The organism is Cryobacterium sp. M23, assembly GCF_002929655.1.
Lineage (GTDB): Bacteria > Actinomycetota > Actinomycetes > Actinomycetales > Microbacteriaceae > Cryobacterium > Cryobacterium sandaracinum.
Genome location: NZ_PJJV01000072.1, coordinates 1 through 24,439, shown reverse-complemented (window position 1 = coordinate 24,439; position 24,439 = coordinate 1). Strand labels below are relative to the sequence as shown.

The 24,439-nt window shown below is 68.2% G+C and carries 16 protein-coding genes and 1 pseudogene; 1 reads left to right on the top strand and 16 read right to left on the bottom strand.

Translation table 11 applies throughout. The features are described 5' to 3' along the window. Positions 1 to 20: 20 nt before the first annotated feature. The 14 genes from CXY82_RS09650 to CXY82_RS09575 form a co-directional block, all read right to left on the bottom strand. A complete protein-coding gene (locus CXY82_RS09650; RefSeq protein WP_233199281.1) occupies positions 21 to 1,862 on the bottom strand; it encodes a nucleoside-diphosphate sugar epimerase/dehydratase in 1,842 nt (613 codons plus the stop codon). After that, on the bottom strand, positions 1,853 to 2,788 hold the full coding sequence (locus CXY82_RS09645; protein ID WP_104170752.1) for a hypothetical protein: 936 nt from the start codon (positions 2,786 to 2,788) through the stop codon (positions 1,853 to 1,855). The genes CXY82_RS09650 and CXY82_RS09645 overlap by 10 nt, the downstream gene beginning before the upstream one ends. Before the next feature lie 50 nt (positions 2,789 to 2,838). Beyond that, complete coding sequence (locus CXY82_RS09640) at positions 2,839 to 3,444, bottom strand: low molecular weight phosphatase family protein (protein WP_104170751.1); 606 nt, start codon at positions 3,442 to 3,444, stop codon at positions 2,839 to 2,841. Beyond that, the gene (locus tag CXY82_RS09635; protein ID WP_104170750.1) at positions 3,444 to 4,886 is read right to left on the bottom strand and encodes a polysaccharide biosynthesis tyrosine autokinase; all 1,443 of its coding nucleotides are present in this window, start codon (positions 4,884 to 4,886) and stop codon (positions 3,444 to 3,446) included. The genes CXY82_RS09640 and CXY82_RS09635 overlap by 1 nt, the downstream gene beginning before the upstream one ends. A gap of 134 nt (positions 4,887 to 5,020) precedes the next feature. After that, positions 5,021 to 7,339: a sensor histidine kinase gene (locus tag CXY82_RS09630; protein ID WP_104170749.1), complete on the bottom strand. Its 2,319-nt coding sequence runs from the start codon at positions 7,337 to 7,339 to the stop codon at positions 5,021 to 5,023. Further along, a complete protein-coding gene (locus CXY82_RS09625) occupies positions 7,336 to 7,989 on the bottom strand; it encodes a response regulator transcription factor (protein WP_104170748.1) in 654 nt (217 codons plus the stop codon). Before CXY82_RS09625 ends, CXY82_RS09630 begins: the two co-directional genes overlap by 4 nt. Positions 7,990 to 8,245: 256 nt before the next feature. Further along, a complete protein-coding gene (locus tag CXY82_RS09620; protein ID WP_104170747.1) occupies positions 8,246 to 8,875 on the bottom strand; it encodes a thymidine kinase in 630 nt (209 codons plus the stop codon). Positions 8,876 to 8,967: 92 nt separating this feature from the next. After that, entirely contained in the window at positions 8,968 to 10,308 is a 1,341-nt protein-coding gene (locus CXY82_RS09615; protein WP_104170746.1) for a hypothetical protein, read from the bottom strand. Then, on the bottom strand, positions 10,305 to 11,657 hold the full coding sequence (locus CXY82_RS09610) for a sensor histidine kinase (protein ID WP_146069099.1): 1,353 nt from the start codon (positions 11,655 to 11,657) through the stop codon (positions 10,305 to 10,307). Before CXY82_RS09610 ends, CXY82_RS09615 begins: the two co-directional genes overlap by 4 nt. Positions 11,658 to 12,838: 1,181 nt before the next feature. After that, positions 12,839 to 14,308, bottom strand: a complete 1,470-nt coding sequence (locus CXY82_RS09600) for a malate:quinone oxidoreductase (RefSeq protein ID WP_104170743.1) — start codon at positions 14,306 to 14,308, stop codon at positions 12,839 to 12,841. 164 nt (positions 14,309 to 14,472) lie between these two features. Further along, positions 14,473 to 14,925, bottom strand: a complete 453-nt coding sequence (locus tag CXY82_RS17950) for a DUF1801 domain-containing protein (RefSeq protein WP_104170742.1) — start codon at positions 14,923 to 14,925, stop codon at positions 14,473 to 14,475. Beyond that, a complete protein-coding gene (locus CXY82_RS09590; RefSeq protein ID WP_146069098.1) occupies positions 14,922 to 17,435 on the bottom strand; it encodes an EAL domain-containing protein in 2,514 nt (837 codons plus the stop codon). Before CXY82_RS09590 ends, CXY82_RS17950 begins: the two co-directional genes overlap by 4 nt. A 52-nt stretch (positions 17,436 to 17,487) precedes the next feature. Further along, positions 17,488 to 18,579, bottom strand: a complete 1,092-nt coding sequence (locus CXY82_RS09585; protein ID WP_104170740.1) for an aspartate-semialdehyde dehydrogenase — start codon at positions 18,577 to 18,579, stop codon at positions 17,488 to 17,490. Between the two features lie 315 nt (positions 18,580 to 18,894). Then, positions 18,895 to 20,232 (bottom strand): aspartate kinase, encoded by a 1,338-nt coding sequence (locus tag CXY82_RS09575; RefSeq protein WP_104099827.1) that lies wholly within the window; start codon positions 20,230 to 20,232, stop codon positions 18,895 to 18,897. A gap of 116 nt (positions 20,233 to 20,348) precedes the next feature. Here CXY82_RS09575 and CXY82_RS09570 point away from each other — a divergent pair. Continuing rightward, positions 20,349 to 20,753 (top strand): annotated as a pseudogene (locus CXY82_RS09570) (DUF5692 family protein); the annotation flags it as partial. 259 nt (positions 20,754 to 21,012) lie between these two features. Here CXY82_RS09570 and recR read toward each other — a convergent pair. Continuing rightward, positions 21,013 to 21,612 carry a recombination mediator RecR gene (gene recR / locus CXY82_RS09565; protein WP_104170738.1) on the bottom strand — a complete coding sequence of 200 codons (600 nt, stop codon included), beginning with the start codon at positions 21,610 to 21,612 and terminating at the stop codon, positions 21,013 to 21,015. A 3-nt stretch (positions 21,613 to 21,615) separates the two neighbouring features. Further along, complete coding sequence (locus CXY82_RS09560; RefSeq protein WP_233199279.1) at positions 21,616 to 24,315, bottom strand: DNA polymerase III subunit gamma and tau; 2,700 nt, start codon at positions 24,313 to 24,315, stop codon at positions 21,616 to 21,618. Between the last annotated feature and the right edge of the window lie 124 nt (positions 24,316 to 24,439).

Genomic DNA, 24,439 nt, shown 5'->3' with positions numbered 1-24,439 from the left:
TGCGAATACGACTCCTGGAGTCATGCTGTGGCCACGGCCTTCACAGATTTGACGGGGAAATCGCCTCGTTCCGCCGAGCACCGGAGACTCCACACCTCTTTGTCGAGGTCATCCGGCCGGATTTGCGCAATTCTGGCGTGAGTGATCTTCGGGTGGATTGGCCGTGCATCCGTTTCGTGGTCGCCGATGAGTTCTTCGTGCAGCTTCTCCCCGGGGCGCAGGCCGGTGTAGATGATCTCGATGTCCTTGCCCGACATTTCGATCATGCGCTGGGCCACGTCTAAGATTCTGACCGGCTCGCCCATGTCGAGGATAAGCACCTCGGCGGGCCCACCGATACCGCCGGCCTGGATGACCAGCTGGCACGCCTCAGGAATGGTCATGAAGAAGCGGGTGACGTCGGGATGGGTGATCGTCAGCGGTCCGCCAGCCTCGATGAGGGTGGTGAAGGTGGGCAGCATCGAGCCACGGCTGCCGATGACATTGCCGAAGCGAACCGAGAGGTATGCGCGCTTGGATTCCTGGGCGGCCCACGCCGTGAGCTTCTCGGCCACACGTTTGGAATGACCGAGCACACTCGTGGGGTTCGCGGCCTTGTCGGTGGAGATGTTCACGAACGTGGTCACGCCGACCGCCTGGGCGGCTTCCAGCACATTCAGCGTGCCGAGCACATTGGTCTTCCACGCCTCGTCGGGGTACTGCTCCAGCATCGGAAGGTGTTTGAGGGCCGCGGCGTGAAAAACCACCTCGGGTCGACGCTCGGCAAAGATGACATTCAGGGCCTCGGCATCGCGGATGTCCGCGAGCACCACGTCTTTGGTGTCGAGAAGCCCGTGACCGAGGATGGAAATCTGAGTGCCCTGAAGGCCGGTCTCATCGCGATCGAGCATGATGAGTTCGCTCGGGCCGAACTTGGTGATCTGACGGCACAGTTCAGAGCCGATGGAACCGCCGGCACCCGTGACCAGCACGCGTTTGCCAGCGAGATAGCCTGCGATCGACTCAACGTGGGTGTCAACGGGGTGACGACCGATCAGGTCTTCGATCGAGATATCGCGCAGGTCGTTGAGGCGGGACTTGCCGTTGAGTAGATCTTCAAGGGGAGGAAGAACCAAAACCTTGAGATGTGCGGCCTTGGCGGCATCGGTAATGTCACGCAGCAAGGAGGCATCGGCCTTGGCAATGGCCACGACCAGCGCAGTTGCCCCGGTGGCTTGAGCCGCTGCGGAGAGGGAAGCACGTGAACCGACGACGCGAACGTCATGGAGCCACAGATTGCGCTTGCGCGGATCGTCGTCGATGAGCCCCACCGCCAGGAATGGCGAGTTTCGGTCGGTGGTCATGCGCCGAGCAATCGACGCCCCCATGTAGCCGGCGCCGAAGATCAGGGCCTTCTGAATGTCATCTTTGGGAACCACCGACCGTTCCACCAGGAGACGCTTGACGTAGCGCACGCCACCCATCAAGACGAAGGCCATGGGCAGAGCGATGAAGACCGTGCTGCGGGGAATGCCCACCACCGTGCCGGCGACAGCAACCGGGATGCCCAGGATGACGGTGGACGCGAGAACGACCCCGAGCAGCGCCCGCACCTCGGAAAAGCTCCCGTAGATGTGGCGCCCCTGGTAAAGGTGGTTGGCACCGCCCGCAAGAAACTGAACCAGGCACGCAGCCGCGCACAGCGCCAGCAGCGGCCCTAGGTCAATCAGCCGCAAGTCGAACTCATAGCGAAGAATCTCCGCCAGAAACAGGGCAACAACCCAAGCTCCCGCATCGAACGCAAACTGAGTGCCGAACCGCACCAGCGGCACCGACCCGTGCAGTTCCTGCATCCGGGTCGTTGCAAAGTCGCTTACTGCCATGTTGTGCCCCCATCGCTCGAACTACTCACTACGTCCCCCGCCCACAGCCAGAAAATTCCATCGGCGCTTGCCACTGCCAGGTCGCTCGGCGTCACTCCCGCCTCACGGCACCCGCTCGGGGTCAGCGCCCCTTCGAGCTCGTCAGACGTCACAAGCAGCTGTGCGCCCGCGCAGCCGGCCTGCTCGGTTGCCACGATGATGTAGCCGTCGTCGCTGACGGTCAGGTTTGCGGCACCGGGAAGAGCGACCCCGGGCCCGTAGGTCGCGGCACCATCGCCGGTGCGAAAGAGGGAGCCGTCTGAGCAAAGCAGGGCAGCCGTCGAGTTGGTGCGGGGTGCAAGTGCGATCACCGCGGAACAGGGTGCGGCGAATAAACCTGCCGGGCTGTGCACGCTCGCTCGGTCGGCCGGGTCGACATACCAATCGGCACCGACGCGATCGGGGTATTCCTGCCACTGGTCGCCGGCCACGAAGGTAGTCACGCGTTGCGGGGTGCAGTCTGCGGCCGTGAGCGTGACCATGGAGGCCTCCGACTCGCTGGAGATAGTGATCGACAGGATGGAGGAGGAATCGGTGTCGGCCGAAGCGTCGAGTGCTGTCCAGGTCTCACCGGCGTCGGTGGAGAGCTCCGGGTTCGCGGTGGCCGCGGGGCAGTCACCGGTCGTGGCACGCCAGAGTGTGGACGCGTCGAGGGCGGTGAGGATACGGCTAGGGGTCGAAGATTCAATTGCCGTGGGCTCGACAGGCTCGACCACCGGCTGCTCCGTTGCCGCGGGCTCTGCGGTCGGCGTCGTGGTCTCGGCAGGCTCGACCGCCGTGCCCGCATTGGCGGAAGGCTTCGACGCGGTGAGTGCAAAGGACACCAGGGCAACGTCGAACAGCAAGAACACGGCCAGACCCGCAATGAGCAGGCGACGGCGAAGCACGCTGTCGCGGTTCTTGCGACTCTCAGGTCTATTTCCTCCCACGGCGTTCACTAGCTCGGCTGCACCGTTGCGGCTCTATGGAACAGGGCAGTGACAGCGTTAATGGCCGGCACGAGCTGCTGGGCGGACTCCACATAGACCTCGTCGCTACGGCGATAGGGGTCAACGACGTCGTCGTCATCGGCCGATAACAGGGGGGCGACAGCGCCACGCTGAGACGCGGCCAACCCGATCAGAGTGGAGAGGCGCCCAACAAGGTCATCGAGGGGTAGAGCGGCAGCCTCGTCGAGGTCGTCATCGGTGAGGTCCGCAACGAGACGCGCGAACTCGCGGATCGTGAACGTGTAACGGATGGCACGTGGCACAAGCTCAACGATGGCGCGTCGGTGTTCGCGGGACATCGCGAACACCAGGTCGGCGTTCTGCACGTGCTCGGCGGTCAGCTCTTGGGCCACGTGGGCACTCGGGTCACCGCCGAAATGGCGCGACAGGTCGGCGGCTTGCGCTGGCATGCCCTGACCGGTCAGGCCGATTGTTCCGGCACTGGCCAGCTGCACCTGCGGCCACGACGCCAGGCCGACACGTAAGAGCTGTTCGGCCAGCGGCGAGCGGCAGATGTTGCCCGAGCAGACCGTGAGAATGGAGAAGGTCTGCATCACGCGGTTCTCCGTCGGGCCCTGCGGATGCCCCGCCCCGCAGGCGCTGCGGCACCGACAGTGGCTTTCTCTTCCTCGTGAATCGTGCCGTAGCTGTACTGGCCGTAGCCGTAGGAGTCGGGCCCCCTGGTGGGAAGCATGGTGATGACCATGCCGACGAGGCGGCTCCCCGCGCGCTCCAAAGCCTTCACGGCGCTGGTCAGCTCATTGCGCTTCGTGCGCCCGGAGGCCACCACCATGATGGCGCCGCCGCAGAGCTTGCTCAGCACGGCGGCATCCGTGACCAGGAGCAGCGGCGGGGCGTCGATCAGCACCACGTCGAACTCCTCGGTGAGCGCGCCGAGCATGCGGGCCATGGCGGCGGAGCCGAGCAATTCGCTCGGGTTCGGGGGAACGCGGCCGCTGGGCAGAACGAACAGCTTGTTCTTGCCCCACTTCTGCAGAACGTCCGCGAGCTCGGCGCGACCGATGAGCACGTCGGTGAGGCCGACGCCGCCCTCGATGCCCATGTATTCCGCCACGCGTGGCAGGCGCAGGTCCCCGTCGATCAACGCAACCCGGGCGCCGGTCTCGGCGAGGGCGATTGCGAGGTTCGCCGTGGTCGTGCTCTTTCCCTCACCGGGCACCGAACTGGTGACCACGAAGCTGCGCGGGCCACCCTCGATGTTCACGAACTGCAGGTTGGTGCGCAGGCTGCGGAATGCCTCGGCCCGCGGGTTCTTCGGGTCGGTGTGCACGACCAGGGGGCGAAGGCTCGCGCCGGGGTCGTTGGTGATGCCGCCGAGCATCGGTGAGTCGGTGACCAGCTCGATGTCGTGCAGGCTGTGGATGCGGGTGTCGAGCACGCTGCGCAGCACAGCGAGCCCGATGCCGACCGCGAGACCCACCAGAAGGCCGAGGGCGATGTTCAACGGCACGTTGGGGCTGGCCGGCGTGGTCGGCACGATCGCCGGCTGGATCGTTTCGATCTTCACGGGGCTGGCTGCGTCGCCATCGGGCTTCTCAAGGCGGTCGACGACGACCTTGCTGAAGTTTTGCCCGACGGAGTTGGCGATCTGCGCGGCGAGCTCCGGATCGCTGTTCGTGACCGAGACATCAATCAGAACGGTGTTGAGGGGTGACGTGGAGGTGATTGTGGAGGCGAGCTGCGCGGCGGTCAGGTCGAGGTTCAGTTGCTTGATGACCTCGTCGAGCACGATGGCACTGTTGACGACGTCGACGTACGACGTGACGGCCTGCCGGGCAAAGCTGGTTCCCTGAACCAGGTCCCCGGTCACAGCGCCGGCGGAGGCCTGCACCGCCACGTAGAGCTGGGTGTTGGCGATGTACTTCGGGGTGGTCGCAATGGCCGCGCCGGCCGCGCCGGCGATTCCGAAGAGGGTGCAAGCGAGAATCAGAATCCAACTTTTATGAAAGATTCTGAGGTAGTCCTTGAGCTCCACGCGCGTTCCTCCGGTAGTACTAGGCAGAGAGGAACCGCTCGAGTTGCTTTATCCCCTTGGCTATCTTTGCACATAGGAGTATTAGGCCACCCCCCATGGGGGGTGTGAAGTTCTCTCGGTTTTTAGATGGAGTGCTACAAAGACGGCTGGAGGAGGCCGTCGGGGGTGACCGTGAGCATCCGTGGCTCGCCGGCGTCGACCACGATCGAGGCGATCGTGGGGCGGTCGGCGGGCAGCAGACGGGCGATCAGGTGGCCGTGGGTGAGGGAGTCGAGCTGGTCAGCGACGATGGCGGCCGCGGCGGCCAGCTGCCGGGGCGGCCGGTCGGCGCTGTCGTCGAGCAGGGTCACGTCGACACCCCGGATGCGGGCGGCGCGGGCGGCACTGATCACCGGCTCGACGAAGAGCGAGCGCCCCCGGATGGCGTCGCGCAGGGTGGCCTCCACGAGCAGGCTTTCCGCCCGCAGGGTCGGTTCAATCTGAAGCGCGTCGATCTCCAGGGGGTTGATCTGCAGGGCGTCGCCTTGCAGCAAATTTGCGAGGCGCTGCAGGGTGGGCCGGGCCAGCGTGTTCACCCGGGTCAGCTGGGTCTCGCGCTCCTCGAGGGCCGCCGCCGCCGTGGCCGCCGCGGCGCCGCTGCGGGCTCGCTCCCGGTTCAGCCCGGCCAGGGTCTGGGTGGAGCGCTTCAGGCCCACGGCGAACAGGGTTCCGGCGAGCAGGGTGCCGGCGTGACGGATGGCCAGGTTCACCCCGTCGAGCAGCGTCAGCCCGTTCAGCAGCGCCCAGACGATCGAGATGACCATGATCATGCCGTAGCCGTACCAGGCGAATCCGGGCCGGCCGCGCACCGCCAGCACGACCAACATCATGGTGATAGCGCCGAGGTACCAGTGGGCGAACGGGGTCGACCCGACCGGCGGCACCGGGAATGCCGTGGCCACGGCGGACAGCCCGCACAGCGCGAGCACCATGACGGCATTGCGCGGCGACACCGGGTCAGGCACGACGAGGGTGAGCCACGCGGCCGCCGCAGACACCGCCAAGAACCCGAGGATCTCGTAGGGCAATGTCCACAGGGGTTCACCATCGGCGAAGGCGAGAACGGCGTGCACGGCGATGAATCCCATGAGGATGGACGTGGACAGGGCCTTCGGCAGGCGGGTCACGCCCTTCAGCTGCGTGGCGGGTCGCGGCGGGGTTGGGGGTGCGGTCGAGAGGGACAGGACCGGCGGCGCGGGGGCTGCAGGTGCGGGCGTCCAGGAGACCACCACCTCGGTGCCGACGCCAGGGCGGGAGCGCACGGCGGCGGCACCGCCGGAGAGGCGCTCCATGCGGCCGATGATGCTCTGCGCGATGCCCAGGCGCTCGGCCGGCACCCTTGCCGGGTCGAAGCCGACGCCGTCGTCGTGCACGGCCACCCGGATGCCGCCCTGGTAGCTGCGCACGGTAAGGGTGCGGGCCACCGGGCTCCGCACGGGCTCCCGCACGTCGGCGGCGACCGAGTTGCGGAGCGCCTCGCCGACAGCACCGAGCAGGGCGGTCACGGCAAGGGCGGGCACTGTGAGGGTGCCGGGCAGGTTGGAGGTGATCTGGGCATCCGGTGCCAGCTCGGCCACCAGCTGCTGGAGGCGCCGGGTCACCTGGCGGCCGGGCATGCTCGGGTCGGGTAGCGGGGCGCGCAGGGCGTCGAGCCGCACCAGGGTGTCGGCCGCGTGCCGGCTCAGCACCGGCACCGGGGTGCCGCCGCGTCCGGCCATCAGCAGGGTCGAGATGACGCTGTCGTGCACCAGGGCGTCGATGGTGAGCCGCTCGCGTTTGCGCGCGAGGCGGTCGGCGCGATCGACGAGTTGCACGCGGGCGATCGTGGCCGCCTGGTCGACCTTGCCGGCGCTGCGGCGCGCCATGGTGGTCAGTCCCACGAGCATGCTCAGCAGCAGGAACGAGTAGAGGCCGTCTTCCACACCGACCAGCACCGGGTACGGGTCAGTCGAGGTGGCCGCACGCAGCAGCCCGCTCATCGTGCAGACCAGCACCAGGTAGGCCCAGGCCGTGCGGTCGCGGGTGGTCACCGCCACGGCCATCACGGGCACGCCGGTGAGGGTGATCGCCCAGGGGATGTCCGCGCCCGCCGGCAGCGGCTCCGCCCGCACGGTCAGCCAGAACACCAGCAGCAGCACGAAGAGCGCCCCCTCGGCGAGCGCGATCAACCGCAGCACGCGCAGAGGCACCCCGCGTGAGAGCACGGCGATCAGCAGCGGCAGCCCGAAGATCAGCAGCCACATCGCCACCGACCAGGAACGCCGCGGCTCCCAGGCCTGCTCGAGCACGGTGCTCAGGCACAGCAGCCCGAAGACGAGGGCAGTGGGCCCGAGCGCGCCGTAGAGCAGGCGGGCGAGGCGCTCGGTCGAGGACTGCGGCCGGATTGGCCGGGTTGGCCGGGGCGGCCCGGTCACGGCTGGCCGGGGATGGGCAGGAGGCCGTCTTCCAGTGCCCGCTTGTAGAGGTCGATCTTGGTGTTCGCCGGGCGGCCGACCCGCTCATATTTCGAGCGCACCCGACGGATGTAGTCGATCACCGTGGCCTCGGACAGTCCCATCCGCGAGGCCACCAGCGGCGCCTTCGCGCCCGCAGCGTAGAGCGAGAGCACCTCGCACTCGCGCACGCTCAGGCCCGCGTCGGAGAGGTCCGGGTCGCCGTCGAGGGCCGCGGCCCACTCGGTGGAGACGACGGTCTCCCCCGCCGCCGCCCGGGTGACGGCGTCGAGCAGCACCGCGGTCGGCTCGGACTTGCGCACCACACCCAGCACGCCGCTGCGCGCCGCGGCCCGCATCAGAGCGGCGTCGTCGCCGCCGGTGAACGCGAGCACCGCCGCGCCCGCGCCGCGCAGACGGTCGACGTTGCCGGTGACGGCGGACCCGTCGGAGAGCCGCAGATCCAGGATGACCAGGTCGACGGGCGTCTGCTGCACGGCGGACTCGAGCAGCTCGGTCACGGTCGCGACCGTGGCCACCACCTCGATCTCGGGGATCGTGGCGAAGAGGCCGGCGAATCCGCGGGCAACGATCTCGTGGTCATCGATCAGGGCTACGCGAAAGCGGGACATCGGCGTTCCTTGGATTCTCGGGGCGGTGCCTGCCGGGGTCTCGAGCAGGGTTCAACGACGTGCGGGGTGGCCCCTGTTCTGGTGCCACAAGAAGTAACGGCTGGTCAGACCGGAAAGCGGCCCCTACGTTTAGGCATGGGGAAAACCAACCGGGGGGTTGGTGGGGCGCTCGCGATCCCGAAGTCGTTCGAGCGCCCCTTCTCACCCGGTACTCTGTTTGCCCTGCGGGCGCGGGCAATCATGCGGGCGCGGGTGTTCATGTGGACGCGGGCCGGCTGCGGTTGTTCAGCACACCATTGCTCTCCTCGAGGTAGCACGATCCGCAGAGCGACTCGTAGGTCACCTCGGCGCCGTCGATGGCCACCTGGTCGCCGTCGAAGACGAAGACCCCGTCGATCTGGCGCCCGTTGAACACGGCCTTGCGCCCGCACCGGCAGATGGTTTTAAGCTCTTCGAGGCTGTGCGCCACCTCGAGCAGGCGCCGGCTGCCCGGAAAGGCCACCGTCTGAAAATCGGTGCGGATGCCGTAGGCCAGCACCGGAATGTTCTCGAGGATCGCGATGCGCAGCAGATCGTCCACCTGCTGCTCGGTGAGGAACTGCGCCTCGTCCACCAGCAGGGCGCTCACGTCGAGGCCGGTCTCGGCGAGCACCCGGGTGCGGTGCTCGTGGAAGAGGGCGTAGGCATCCGTCTCGGGGGTGAGCAGGTAGTCCACGGCCCGGGTGACGCCGAGCCGGGAGAGGATGCCCCGGTCGCCCTTGGTGTCGACCGACGGTTTGGCCAACAGCACCTGGTGGCCGCGTTCCTCATAGTTGTAGGCGGCCTGGAGCATCGAGGTGCTCTTGCCGCTGTTCATGGCTCCGTAGCGGAAATACAGTTTCGCCATTGCGTGGTCGCCCCCTCGGCTGGTCGCGCTCGTGCCGCTCTGCCGCGCTGCGTTATGCCGCGCTGCGTGTCGTGGCGCTGCGTGCGCCTAGCTCAGCGTACTGGTGGAATCGGGCGGGGGCGCTTGTCGCCGAATTCCAGCGTCAGCCCGGGGCGACGGATGCTCACCCGCACCCACGGGAACACCACCCGCAGCACCGCCGTGTAGGAGCGCAGCAGGGCGCGCACCCGGCGCGGCGGGAGGTCGAGCGCCACCCGGATCGAGAACGTGTCGATGCCGGAGTGCCGCTGCTGGCGGTCGCTCGGCGGGTCGACCTGGGTGTCGGGCTCGGAGTCGGGCTCGGTGTCTGCCTGCACCACGAGGCTGCGCGGGTCGAAGCCGGGGGCCAGGCAGAGCATGCTGATCAGGGCCGAGGTGGCCGCGCGCTGCTGCGTGCCGAAGTGCGCCGCCCGGTGCTCGGGGTCGGCCACGACGAGCAGCGGATCCTTGCCGCGCTCGAGGAGCGCCGTGCGTTCGCGGGCGATGACGGCGTCGAGCCAGGTCTCGTCGATGTGCGCCACGATCGCCCGGCGAACCCCGGCGGCGAGCTCGTTCGCGCGATTGATGTCGGCCTTGGTCACCTCGCCGCGTTCGAGCACGCCGTCGAAGAGGGGGAAGACACCGGGCTGCAGGGTGGCGAGCTGCTGCTCGACCACCTGGCGCACCACGCTGCCGCGGGATTCTTCGGTGCGACGGGCGATGGCGCGGCGAGCATCCGTTTGCCAAGCCAGCAGTTGACGCACGATGCGGCGGGAATACGCGGCGGCGGCGAGGCCGAGTGCGAGCACCTGGGTGACCGCGACGACCACGAAGACGCCCGACGGCACCCGCACCGAGCGGAACGGTTCCTGCGGCAGTGTGACCGCGGCCACGACGACGGAGGCGAGCACCGCGGTCAGCGCCAGTTCACGCCAGGGGCGGAAGGGGGCGAGGGCCACGAGCAGGAAGCCGAGGGTAATCGGGCCGAAGTCGTCTTGCACCAGGGAGTTGCTGCCCCAGCGGGCGGCCTGGTCGAGCAGGTGGGCGGCCAGGCCGAGGCTGACGATCAGCAGCAGCGACGTCTGGCGCACCGGGGACCGCGACGGTCGTACGGCCGACACGAGCGCGGCGGACGCCGCTGCGGTGGCGACGAGCGCGAGCACGGCCAGGAACGGGTGCCGGATCTCGTCGGCCTGCAGCACCGTGGTCACCACCGCGTAGCCGAACACGACCAGGGCAATGCCGGGCACGATCGTCCAGACCGCGAGGGCGCCGAGCGGGTCGAGGCGCTGCTGGGTGAAGGCGTGCGGCTTGGTGTGAGGCGTGGGGACGGGGGTGTGGTTCTGCTGTGCGGCTGCGGCTGCGGCCGTGGCCGCGGCGCTGCCTGATGGCGAGGTTGCGTTCGTGGGTGTCACTGGGACACCCGCTCGGGGTCTGGGGTTTCTGTTTGTTCGGGCTGTTCGGTCGGCTCGGCGTGCCCGCCGGGTTCCTCGATCGCCACGGGCACGCTCAGCATGACCGAGGTGCCGGCGCCCGGCCGGGTGAGGATGCTCACCGAGCCACCCAGGCGTTCGATCCGGCGGCGCACCGCCTGGCGCAGGCCGAGACGGTCGGCGCCGGTCTCCGATTCCGTGAAGCCGCGCCCAGCATCCATCACCATAAGTGAAATGCTGCTCGGCTCGGACTCGATCACGACCTCGGCGGCGACGATGCCGGAGTGGAGGATCACGTTCACGAGGCACTGCTGCACCGCCAGGCCCAGCTCGCGGTCGCTGGCCGGGCTCAGACGGCCGAGGGCGGCGCGGGCTCCCGTGACTTCGACCACGAGGCCACGATCGCGACTGCGCTCGATGGCGGCGTAGACCGCGCTGGTGAGCCAGGCATCCGTGCCCCCGTGCGGTTCGACGCTCAGCGCATCGGCGTCGGTGAGCCAGTCGGTGCCGCGCAGGGTCTGCAGGGTGTCACGGATGCTGCCGGCGAGGTTGGCGCTGAGCGGCCCGGGATGCGCGCGGGCGAGGGCGACGAGCTGCTGGAGGGTGGTGTCCTGACCCAGGGCGAGGGTGCGCAGGTCGAGCTCGTGGCGCAGCAGGCGGGTCTGGTCGGTCTGCATGGCCCGGTGCAGGGCGATCTGAACGGACCACTCGCGGCGCACGAAGACCGTGAGCAGCAGCACGCTGACGAGGAAGAGATAGGTCGAGATGGTGAAGACGTCCGCGCCGTAGGGCACCTCGGTTTGCGTGGCGGCGTACACCGTGACGGCTTCGGCCAGGACGAAGGCGGTGGTGCTCCAGAGCACGCCGGCGCGGGCGGAGACTCCGGCGCCGCCGATCATGACCAGGGCCAGTTTCGGCAGGGTGACGAGGAAGACGTTCGAGCTCGGGAACAGGGCGGGGATGCCGAGCACGGTAATCGTGTAGAGGTAGGTGGCGACGGTGCCGGCGACGAGGTACGCGATCGTCAGGACGACGGTGCGGCGCAGGGAGAGGGCGATCAGCACGGCGGCCATGAGGAGGAGGGCGACGATGGTGACGAGGGTTTCGGTGGGTGTGGTGGCGAGCGTTGCGGCTGTTGTGGTGGTTGTGGCTGTGGCTGTGGCTGTGGCTGTGGCTGTGGCTGTGGCTGTGGCTGAGGTTGTGGACAAACTGAGGAGGAGGATGGCGGCGAGAGAGGCGGCCAGGCAGGTCAGCGCAAACCAGTGTGCAGCCCGCGCGAGGGCATGGCTGAGGGCCCTCTTGACCAGGTGGTCCGGGAGTCCAAGCGTCATGGCAACCCTCTCTGTTCGGTTGATTCTCTCATTCCGCGAGGGCGCTTCCGCGCTGCCCCGGGTAATCCGCTTCGCCCAGATCGAATTCGACGGAGATTGTGCACAATAACGTGGCCACGGGGCCCTTTCGCGCAATCATCGTGCAAGATCTCCGTCGAATTCGTTCGGCTGGGGTCGCGCGGGGCGGCGGGGCATCCGTCGCCCGCGGTCGGGTGGCGCTGCTGCCCCGGCGGCTCTGCCCTGGCCACCCTGCGGAATGGCGGCCGTGGCCCGCACGTTTGTGCTCCTTCCGGCCCTCCGCGCCCGCTGACGTGCCTTCCCTGCCATTCCGCGCCCCTCCCTGCCATCCCCTGCGCCCGGTTGTGGCTAACTCAGGAGATCCCAGTCGCTGGCCACGGCGCGGGCACGGATCAGTGCCGAAGTCGCCGCGACTCGGCCACGACCCCGCCGGGATCTCCTGAGTTGGCCACCCGTCCCCGCCTCTTCCCACCCCCGGACACGCACAGCTCCTGCAATTTGGCCAAAATAGGCCGATTCCGGCCCGTTTTGACCCGTTTTGACCCGTTTTGACCCGTTTTCTGAGAATCTGCAGGAGCTATGCAGAGTACGGCTCGGGTACGGGCCCACGGCGAAGACAAAAAAGTACCGTGGCACCGGTGCAGGGGCCTCCCCGCACCAGTATCGGCCCTCCTGGAGCAGGAGCAGGGCGCAGCGACCGCGGTCACCGGCATCGGATGTGGCTAACTCAGGAGATCCCAGCCGGCGGCCCGACCACGGGCGCGACGCAGTGCCAAAGTAGCCGACACTCGGCCGCGACTCGGGCGAGATCTCCTGAGTTAGCCCCACCACGGGCCGGGTGTCGAGGCTCTTGGGCGAGCCAGCGACGGGCGTGACGGATGCGGCGGCGCGGCATCCGTTCGGGGCAGCAGTGTGAGCTAACTTCGGAGAAATTCGCGAGACGCCGGTTGACGCGCCCGCCAGGACGGCATTTCGCGAAAAACTCCGAAGTTACGGGCAGAGAACAGGCACCCCAGCCCACAGGCACCCCCCAGCCCCCGCGGCACCACCCCCCAGCCCACGGGCACGGGCAGAGAACAGGCACCCCCAGCCCACGGGCACGGGCAGAGAACAGGCACACCCCCCAGCCCGCCGCCGGGGCAACCCCGCCCCCGGGCAACCTCCTATGCGGTCAGGTTCAGCACGGCCGCGGTCGCGGCGAGCGACGCGGCGGCAACGGCCGGGTCGTCGGAGAGCTTCGTGCCGAGGCTCGGGATCATCTCGCGCAGCTTGGGTTCCCAGGCCGGGTACTCCTCGGGGAAGCAGCGCTTGATCAGGTCCACCATGATCGGGGCCGCGGTCGAGGCTCCCGGGGAGGCCCCGAGCAGCCCCGCGATGGTACCGTCGGCCGAGGTGATGACCTCGGTGCCGAACTGCAGCACGCCGCCCTGCTCCGGATCCTTCTTCATGACCTGCACGCGCTGTCCGGCGGTGATGAGTTCCCAGTCGCCGAGCTTCGCGGTCGGGATGAACTCCTGCAGCGCCTTGAGCTTCGTCTTCTTTGAGGCGAACACCTCGCCGATCAAGTACTTCATCAGGCCGACGTTGTGCGCCGCCACAGCCAGCATCGGCCCGATGTTGTGCACCCGGATCGAGAACGGCAGGTCGAGCCAGCTGCTCGACTTGAGGAACTTGGGGGTGAAGCCGGCGTACGGTCCGAACAGAAGCGAAGCCTCTCCCTCGACGACGCGGGTATCGAGGTGCGGCACCGACATGGGCGGAGCACCCTTCGCCGCCTTGCCGTAGACCTTCGCGTGGTGCTGGGCGACGAGCTTCTGGTTCGTGGTGCGCAGGAACTGCCCGCTGATCGGGAACCCGCCGAAACCCTTGATCTCGGGGATGCCGCTCTGCTGCAGCAGCGCCAGGGCGCCGCCGCCTGCACCGACGAAGACGAACCGGGCGTTGACGACGCTCGGGTGGTTGCCGACCAGGCGGCGCAGGTTGAGCTTCCATGAGCCATCCGTGAGCTGTTTCACACCGGTGACCTGCTGGTTCGTGTGCACGCCCACGCCCTCCGCGGTGAGGTTGGCGAAAAGGTAGCGGGTGAGGGCGCCGAAGTCCACGTCGGTGCCGGACACGATGCGCGTCGCCGCGATCTTCTGGTTCTTCGGGCGCTTCTGGGTGAGGAGCGGGGTCCAGGTGCCAATCACGGCCGGATCCTCGCTGTATTCCATGCCCGCGAAGAGGGGCTCGCCCTGGAGTACCGCGAACCGCTTGCGCAGGTATTCGACGCTGCTCTTGCCGTGCACGAAAGTCATGTGCGGGGTGGAGTTGATGAAGTTGGTGGGCTCGGGCAGCACGCCCGTCTCGACCAGGTGTGCCCACAGCTGGCGGCTGATCTGGAACTGCTCGTTGATCGCCACGGCCTTGGCCGCGGTCACCGAGCCGTCCTTCGATTCGGGCATGTAGTTCAGCTCGCACAGAGCCGCATGGCCGGTGCCCGCGTTGTTCCACGGGTTGGAGCTTTCCTGAGCGACTTCCCCCAATCGCTCGTAAACCTCGATGCTCCAGTCGGGCTGCAACTGCTTGATCAAGGTACCGAGGGTGGCGCTCATGATGCCGCCACCAATAAGAACGACATCAATCTTCGCCATTGGATTCACTCTTCCACCATATCGGTGGCAACGGATGCCTCCCGCCGGGACGCAGACGCGTCAGGTCACGGTTGGCTCGGCAACGAGCTCAAAAGCGACCCAGTCGCGGCTCAAAACCGGCTCAGTCGCGACCGATAAGCGACCCAGTCGCCACCAAAAGCGGCTCAGCCGCGACTCTTCAAGAGCTCGTAGTTGGCGATGAAGTCGTCGACGGACACGCTCGCGACCTCGCGCACGATCAGGTCGAGATCGAGGTCGGCCAGCGTCTTGAACCGCACGCAGCTGTTGCCCATGTTCAGCGTGCGTCCGGTGGCGTCCCACCGGGAGCGGAACGCGGCATCCTTCTCGGGAAAGCTGCAGAGGCCCATCAGGTAGAGCGAGTTGTAGTGCTTCTGCGCGGCCAGGCTCACGTAGACGAGCGGCTGTTTGTCGTCGGTGTTCGCCAACAGCTCCAGCGGAACCGCCCAGCCGAGCATGCCGCCGTAGACGCCGAGCCGATACCCCGCGGGCATGGCATCGCGCACGACGTCGAGCACCGGGTAGATCACCGCCCGACGCTCGGGTTCGAGGTCGAAAACGATCGTCTCCACGTCGAACGGAACCGGTTCTGTGCTCATGAAGCAAGCGTAATGTCGAGCCTCGGCACGACCGCACGGGCGCCGTGCAACTCCAGCCGCGACAGGGTCTTCTCAAAGCTCTCCGGCACGCCGTAGTGGAACCCCTGCGCGCTACGGATACCCAGCGCACTCAGGTGGTTCGCCATCGCATCGTTCTCCACACCCTCGACGATCATCGAGTACTCCAGGTTGTCACCGAAACCCTGCAGGGCGGTGAGCACCTCCCGCTGGCGGATGTCGTCGAGGTCGTCGACCAGGCTGCGGTCGATTTTGAGGATGTCCATGGGCATCCGTACCAGGGCGTCGACCGACGAATCCTGGGAACCGTAGTCGTCGAGCGCGATCATCATGCCGAGGTCCCGCAGGCGGTCGGCCTGGGCACGGATGGCGGGGGTGACCTTGGTCATCGACCGCTCGTTGAGCTCGAGGCAGAGCGAGATGCCGGGGTAGCGGTCCGCGAGCTCCTCGATGTAGTTGCCCACACGCTCGGGCAGGATCTGCCCGGCCTCAACGTTGATGGTCATGCACACCACGCGCGGCTCGATCAGCCGGAAGTCCGCCGCGGCGGCCATGGCCTTCACGGCCACCTGGCGGGTCATCGCGTCGAGCCGGCCGAGGCCCTTCGCCTTCTCGACGATCGACGGCGGCGATAGCGGGCCGAGGTCCGGGTCGGTGTAGCGCACGAGGGCTTCGAACGCCCAGATCTGCCCTGTGACGAGGCTGACGATGGGCTGGAAGGCCAGCTCGAGCAGGTCCTCGTCGATGGCGTGGGCGATGATGTCGTTCATCTGCGAGGAGCGGTGGCTCGAGATGTTGAGGCTGCTCTCCTTCGACGGGCCGCCGCGTCGCCGGGACTTCTTGATCGCGAGCATCGACCGGTCGGCATCCTGGACCAGCTGGTTGACGTCGGTTTCGCGGTGCGCCGAGTAGGCCAGGCCCACGCTGATGATCGGGCTGTGGGTCGTCTGGCCGATGAGCATCGGCTCCCCGGAGACCACCAGGATGCGCTCGGCGATGGACTTCGCCTCGGCCAGCGACGCCAGGTGAGTGAGGATGATCACGAACTCGTCGCCGCCGACCCGGGCGACCACGTCATTCGGACGCACCACGGCGCTCAGCCGACGCCCGAGCTCGCGCAGCACCTCGTCGCCGGTCTGATGGCCGAACCGGTCGTTCAGGCGCTTGAACTCGTCGAGGTCGATGAACAGCACGGCCAGGGCCTCTGAGTAGTCCCGGTGGTCGTTGATGTTCGCCAGGGCCTCTTGGAACGCGCCGTAGTTGGGCAGGCTCGTGAGCGGATCGGTGTTGGCGCGCAGGGTGAGGCCGGCGATGTTGCGGCGGGCCCGCACGACCATCTCGGCGGTCGTGGCCAGGGCCTGGAGGGCGCGGCGGTCGTTGCCGGTGAAGGCGCCGTCCATGGCGTCGCGCCGGGCCACGATGTACTGGTCCGGCCCGATGGCGCCGGCCAGGGGCAGCAGCATGCTGATCTCGCCGGGCTGCGCGGGCTCGCTGCGCACGATGACGGATTCGGCACCGATCGCATCCGCCACCACCCGGCGCAGCAGGTCGGTGACGGCCGCCGGGGAGCCGGGCTCGGGCTCTGGGGCGGCGTCGGCGGCACTCGTGGCGGGGTAGGTGTTGTCGGCGGCGCTCGTGATGGCGGTACCGCTCGTGGCGCCGATGCCCGTGGTGGCTGGGCTCGTGGGGTTGACCCGCCCGGAGGGCCCGGTGGCCGGGTCGGCGGCCAGCGCGCTCGTGGCGGCGACCAAGCCGGCCAGCCGGTAGCGCATGACCGCCAACACCGTGAAGACCTTGACCACGGAGGCGACGATCATCAGGGTGAACAGCACGATGACGGCATCGAGCGTGTTGGTGACCTCGACCAGAAACGGCAGCCCCACGACACTCCAGTGCGCGGCCGTCACCGTGACCACGACGGTTCCGACCAGCACCAGCAGAACCCGCAGCGGCGACAGGGGTCGCCCGCCGCTGCCGCGACCGAGCGGGCCGGCGACGAAGCGCTGGCGCAGCACCTCGGTCGCGATGATGAAGAAGATATAGCCCACGGATGCCGCGGCCACGCCCGCCAGAATCGGCAGTCCGCCCGCGCCGAACCAGGTGAACAGGCCGATGGCGACGAGAGCGCCGGCACCCTGCAGGCCGGCGCTGTAGAGCGCGACCGATGCCCGCCCGGACTCGATCAGGATGGCCAGCAGAACGCCGAGCGCGATCAGCCCGGCCGAGACCGGCAGGGAGAGGGTCGGGGCTAGCGCCGGCAGCGCCAGAACGGGGAGGCTGATCATCGGGCTGCGGTGCGCCACGGCGCCCACGCGCACCCAGGTGAGCTCGAGGGTGGCCGCGCAGACCACACCGACCCCGGCGATCAGCCAGCTGTCTGAGGGGTCATCAAGGAGCAGCACGAACGACGTGGCGATGAGCGCGAGGCCGATGCCGGCGAACGCAAGGAAGGCCAGGCGTTTGACGCCCCTTGAGTTCCGATTCCCGCCCACGAAGTCTGACACTAGCGGAGTGAGCGCCCGGTTATACAGCACCACGCTGAGGTCAGCGAACGAGTAGGTCCGCGGCGACGAGTTCCGCGATCTGCACGGCGTTGAGTGCCGCACCTTTACGAAGGTTGTCGCTGGTGATGAACAGGGCCAATCCACGCCCGTTCGGCACGCCGCGGTCCTGACGCACGCGGCCGACGAAGCTCGGGTCCTGGCCGGCCGCTTCGAGGGGTGTGGGGACATCCGTCACGACCACGCCGGGGGCGGTGGCGAGCAGTTCGAGGGCGCGGGCGACGGTCAACGGGTTGGCGAACTCGGCGTTGATCGAGAGGGCGTGGCCGGTGAAGACGGGCACGCGCACGCAGGTGCCGGAGACGAGCAGATCGGGCAGCTCGAGGATCTTGCGGCTCTCGTTGCGGAGTTTCTTCTCCTCGTCGGTCTCGAATTCGCCGTCGTCGACGATGGAACCGGCCAGCGGGATCACGTCGAACGCGATCGGGCGGGCGTAGACGATGGGTGCCGGCATGGGCACAGCGGACCCGTCGTGCACCAGCTGGAGCAGGTTGTCGCTCAGGGCGGCGGCCCGCACCTGGCTGGCGAGCTCGCGGGCGCCGGCCAGGCCGCTGCCGGAGACCGCCTGGTAGGTGCTGACGATGAGGCGTTCGAGGCCGGCCTCGTCGTGCAGCACCTTGAGCACGGGCATGGCCGCCATGGTGGTGCAGTTCGGGTTCGCGATGATGCCCTTGGTGGCGAGCTTGATGGCCTCGGGGTTGACCTCGCTGACGACCAGCGGCACGTCGGGGTCCATCCGCCACCCGGAGGAGTTGTCGATCACGGTGACGCCGGCCGCGGCGAACCGGGGAGCCTGAATTTTCGAGAGCGTCGCGCCGGCGGAGAAGATGGCCACGTCGAGTCCGCTGGGGTCGGCGGTGGCGGCGTCTTCGACGACGATCTTCTCGCCCTTGAACAGCAGCACGGAGCCGGCGGACCGGGACGACGCGAAGAAACGGATGCCTCCGACCGGGAAGTCCCGTTCCTCGAGCAGGCTGCGCACGACGGCTCCGACCTGGCCGGTGGCCCCGACGACGCCGATCTGGATTCCTGTGGTGCTGGTTGCTGCGGTGCTGTTTGCTGCGGTGCTGTTCACTGTGTTTCCTCCGCTAGATGCCGTGGCTGCTGGTGGTGCTGGTGGTCTCGCTCTCGCTCGTGCACTTGCACTTGCACTTGCACTTGCACTTGCACTTGCACTTGCACTTGCATCTGCATCTGCATCTGCCTTTGTGGCTAACTCAGGAGATTCTCGCGATTTGGCCCGAATTCCAGCCGGATCGCGCCCGTGGCCTCTAGTTCTCCTGAGTTAGCCCCAGGGAAACCGGTTGAACGGGGTCGGGGTGGGGTGAGGCGGGGTGGGGCCGAGCCCGGCTGGCGTCCGGCCGAGCCCGGTTGGGCCGACGGATGCCGGCTAGCGGCCGGTGCCGCCGTGCACGACGGCGTCGTTGGTGGAGTCCAGGCCGAATGCGGTGTGCACGACCCGCAGCGCCTGGTTGATGGTGTCGGCGCGGGTGACCACGGAGATGCGGATCTCGCTGGTCGAGATCATTTCAATGTTGATCCCGGCCTCGAACAGCGCCTCGAACAGCTTCGCGGACACGCCCGTGTTGGTGCGCATGCCGGCGCCGACGAGCGCGAGCTTGCCGATCTGGTCGTCATACTGCAGACCGGCGAACCCGACGTTGGTCTGCTCGTTGCTCAGCGCGGTCAGCACCTGCTGGCCCTCCGATTTGGGCAGGGTGAAGGAAATGTCGGTCAGTCCCGTGGACGCGGCCGAGACGTTCTGCACGATCATGTCGACGTTCGCGTTGGTCTTCGCGACGATTTTGAAGATCTGCGCGGCTTTGCCCGGAATGTCGGGAACGCCGACGACCGTGACCTTGGCTTCGCTCAGGTCGGCGGCGACCCCGGCGATGATTGGCTCTTCCACTGTCTCTCCATTCGCGGATGCGTTATTGGGATGTGTGCGCTCGGTGGCCGACGAATTCGGGATCGCGACATGCGGGCTCGTGGTGTCGGGGTTGTAGACGATGGTTCCCACGTTGTTGTTAAACGAGGACCGCACATGCAGCGTCACACCGTGCCGACGCGCATATTCCACCGCTCGAATATAGAGGACCTTCGCACCCGCGGCGGCGAGCTCGAGCATTTCCTCGCTGGAGATGCGGTCGAGTTTGTGGGCCCGGGGAACGACGCGCGGGTCGGCGGTGAAGACGCCGTCGACATCCGTGTAGATCTCGCAGATATCGGCGCTGAGCGCGGCGGCCAGCGCAACGGCGGTCGTGTCAGAACCGCCGCGGCCGAGCGTGGTGATGTCCTTGGTGTCGCGATTGAAGCCCTGGAAGCCGGCGACAATCGCCACGGCACCGTCGTCGAGGGCATCGCGGATGCGCCCGGGAGTCACATCGACGATGCGGGCGGCGCCGTGTTGGCCATCCGTGATCATGCCGGCCTGACTGCCGGTGAAGGAGCGGGCGTCGTAGCCCATGCTCTTGATCGCCATGGCGAGCAGCGCCATCGAGATGCGCTCGCCCGCGGTGAGGAGCATGTCGAGCTCGCGCGGCGCGGGGATCGGGGTGACCTGGTGCGCAAGGTCGAGCAACTCATCGGTGGAGTCTCCCATCGCGGAGACGGCGACGACGACCTCGTTGCCCGCTTTGCGGGTGTCGACGATGCGTTTGGCCACGCGTTTGATGCTTTCGGCGTCGGCGACGGATGATCCGCCGAACTTCTGCACGATCAAGCTCACGTGGCACTCCAAGGGTTCGGGTACGCCGGCACAGGCAAGCTCCCATCATAAATGCTGTTGTATTCGGCAGCGGCCATGTGACGGTGAGAGGCACCCATTGACGCTACAACGCGGTCGGCGACCACTCGTTCTTCGCCGGCGCGGCCCTGCTCGTGTCGTGCACGATCCCCGCCTTCTTCATCAAGCGCGGCGCCTGGCTGCAGCACCGCGCGCAGACCCTGGCGTTCTGGATGATGTTCACCATGGCCTTCCCGACCTTCGTGTCGAGCTCGCAGTTCGCAGTGAAGTCGTCGCACGACCCGGTCGCCCTGTTCTGGGTGAGCGCCGTTGCCCTCGCGGCCAACATCGCCGTTGTGGTCTACCAGATCTACACGATCGTGAAGAGACGCCGCAACCCGCTCACCGACGAGCTGTTCACGCACCTGCCCGCGTACCGCACGGTGCTCGAAGCGAACAAGCCGCTGGTGCCGGCGACGGCTGCTCCAACCGCGCACCCGCGGGCGACCGCCAGCGCGAAATAGAACGCCGTGACTGCGGAGAATTTCGCGACACGCGGCATCCGTCGCCCCGCCACGCGGCGGGTCTCGAAATTCTCCGCATTCAGCGTTGCCCGCGAATCAGCGGGGCAACGGATGCCACGGGCCGGGTCTCCCCCCTCCCCCGGCCCGTCTGTCGTCCGGGCGGGCAGGCGGTTCAGTCCGGCGAGGTCGGTGGCGGATGCGGTCTCCTTGGCCACTCCTGGCCGCAACTGTTGCCGGAGCGGGCAGGCGGCGCGGGGTGCTAGTTCGTGACGGTACGGCGGCCCTCGAAGGCCCGCCCGAGAGTGACCTCGTCGGCGTACTCGAGGTCGCCGCCGACCGGCAGCCCTGACGCGAGCCGGGAGACCTTGATCTCGAGGGTGGTCAGCAGGCGCGACAGGTAGGTCGCGGTCGCCTCCCCCTCGAGGTTCGGGTCGGTGGCGATGATGACCTCCTGCACCGTGTTGTCGGCAAGGCGCTGCATCAACTGACGGATGCGCAGGTCGTCCGGTCCGACGCCGTCGATGGGGCTGATCGCCCCGCCGAGCACGTGGTAGAGCCCCCTGAATTCGCGGGTGCGCTCGATCGCGACGACGTCCTTGGCCTCTTCCACCACGCAGATCATCGCCGGATTGCGGCGCGGGTCGCGGCAGATCATGCAGGTCTTCTGCTCGGACACGTTGCCGCAGATGTCGCAGAACTTCACCTTGTCGCGCACCTCGAGCAGCACGTTGGCGAGCCGGGTCACGTCGAACTGCTCGGTCTGCAAGATGTGGAACGCGATCCTCTGCGCGGACTTGGGCCCGATTCCGGGCAGCGTGCCGAGCTCGTCAATCAATTCCTGAACGATGCCTTCGTACATGGTTTAGTCGCCTCTGGTTCGGGATGCCGGATCGTGCGGCTGTTCTTCGAGGAAGGTGGCACCGAGGATTTCGCGCACCACCGACTCGCCGTAGCGCTGCTTCTCCGCAAAGGCGGGCCCGCGACGGGCAACGGATGCTGCGCCGCCCGCCCGGTTCGGAGCCTGCACCTGGGTGCGCGCCGGGGTTCCGGGCTGGGCGCCGTTCTGGACGCCGTTCTGGGACTGAGACTGGGCTCTCGCTTGGTGCTGGGCTCCCGCTGCGAACAATCCCGCACGCGCGGCGGGCGCCTGGTATCGGCCGGGCTGGCCGCCGTTCGGGTTCAGGTCCGGCGGGAATTCCTCGTCGTAGGACGGGGGCTCGTCGTCGTAGGGCGGCTGCGGCTCAGGATCTCGCCCGGACGCGGGAAGCGTCGTGGGCGCCGGCGCGCTCGGCATGGAACGCGGGGCGGTCTGCGGGGCGGATGCGTGTGCGGGGGCATCAGGGGTCGCAGCGGAGGCCCCAGCGGAGGCCGCAGACGCAGGAGCAGCGGTTTCAGCAGCCAGGGCTGACCCCGGGATGGCCACCGTGGCCCAGCCGGTGCCGGCATCCGAGGGTCTCGGAATGGCAGCGGTCGCCCAGCCGGTCGCGGTCGCGGCGACCGCCGGGCTGGCAGTTGCGCGGCTGGTCACCGACGACTCGGGCACTGTCGGGCTGGCGACCGCCGGGCTGGCAGTTGCGCGGCTGGTCACCGTGGGGCTGGCAGCCGATGCCGCAGGCGCTTCTGGGGCGTCAACCTTGCCAACGCCGGCCGGGGCGGAACCGGCTGCAGCGTTCACGGCAGCAGCCGGATCGGGGTCGGCGGCAGCAGCCGGATCGGGGTCGGCGTCGGCGGGCGATGCCTCGTCGGTTGTTGCAGCAGCGGATTTGGGTGTCGTCCTGGAGCCGGTGTCGCCGCTTCCGGACCCGGCTGCGGCCGAGCCGCTGACGGTTGCGGCCCGCGCGACAGGGCTCGGCGCGGTGGAGTCCTGCACGCCGAAACCTGACCCCGGGGAGACCGGGGCGACCGGTGCCGGAGCGGGGGCGGATGCCTTGGGGGTGGCTGGGGCATCCGTTCTCGGGGAGTCGACCCGGGCGGTGAGCTGGGGCGTGAAACCGAGCACCTCGTTGACGGCGCGCTTGAGATAGTCGCCGACGCCCTGCCCGGGGGCCGCCGACTGCTTGAGTCCGGCGACGTCGTTCTGGCTCGGGAAGGAGAGCACCAGCAGGTCGCCGCCACGCAGTTCCATGGCGCGGGCCGTGTAGAGCACGAGCCAGGCGCTGATCTTGGCGGCCTTGACTGCCTCGAGGATCTGCGGCCAAGAGTCCTTTACCTGCTGCAGGGTGACGGGTCCGACAGGGCGGGGCGGGGCCGCGACTTGGGTCGCGGGCGCAGCGGCAGCAGGCGCGGCGGCAGAAGCAGCAGCCGCACCGCCGGAGACCGCGGGCCGGCCGGAGGCATGCGTCGCCGAGACCGCAGCCGCGCGCGGGGGCGAGCCGACCGGGCTGGTGGCTGGGGCATCCGTCGCCGGGCTGTCGCCGGAACCAGACCCAGACCCAGAACCAGAACCGACCCCGATGCGGCGCTCGAGGCGTTCGACTCGGGCGAGCGCGCCGCGAGTGGAATCGTCACTCGCGGGGATGAGCACGCGGGCAATCATGAGTTCGAGGTGCAGGCGGGGGCTGGTCGCGCCGGTCATCTCGGTGAGGGCGGCGTTGATCACGTCGGCGGTGCGGGAGAGCTCGGCGGGGCCGAACTTCGCGGCTTGCACGGCCATGCGGTCGAGTTCCTCCTGCGGCACGCCGCGCAGCACGGCGGCGGCGCCCGCGGCGCTCGTGGCGCCCACGATGATCAGGTCGCGCAGGCGTTCGAGCAGGTCTTCGACGAAGCGGCGCGGGTCCTGGCCGGTCTGCACGACCCGGTCGACGGCGTCGAACGCGGCGGACGGGTCGCGGTCGGCGATCGCGTCGATGGACTCGTCGAGCAGCGACGCGTTCGTGTAGCCGAGCAGCGCCACGGCGCGGTCGTATTCGACGGAGTGCCCGTCGGATCCGGCCATCAGCTGATCGAGCAGCGACAGGGTGTCGCGCGGCGACCCGCCGCCGGCCCGCACCACGAGCGGCAGCACGCCCGGCGCGACGGTCATCTGCTCGGTGTCGCACATCTGCTGCACGTATTCGAGCATCGGCCCGGGCGGCACGAGCCGGAACGGGTAGTGATGCGTGCGCGAACGGATGGTGCCGATCACCTTTTCGGGCTCGGTTGTCGCAAAGATGAACTTGACGTGCTCGGGCGGCTCTTCGACGATCTTCAGCAGCGCGTTGAAGCCCTGCGGCGTGACCATGTGCGCCTCGTCCAGGATGAAGATCTTGTATCGGTCGCGGGCGGGAGCGAAGATCGCGCGCTCACGGATGTCCCGGGCATCGTCGACCCCGTTGTGGCTGGCCGCGTCGATCTCGACCACGTCAAGGGATCCGCCGCCGTCGCGGGACAGCTCCACACAGCTCGGGCAGACCCCGCATGGCGTGTCGGTGGGACCCTCGGCGCAGTTCAGGCAGCGCGCGAGAATACGGGCGGATGTCGTCTTGCCGCAACCTCGGGGCCCGCTGAACAGATAGGCGTGATTCACCCGGTTCGTGCGCAGGGCCGTCATCAGCGGATCGGTCACCTGAGACTGACCGATCATTTCGGCAAAAGTCTCGGGCCGGTAGCGGCGATACAGGGCGGTAACCACGAGGTCAATCGTAGCCGGAGCCACTGACAGTGCGGTGTGGGGCGGGCGTGGGGCGGGGCGTGTGTGTGGGTGGGTG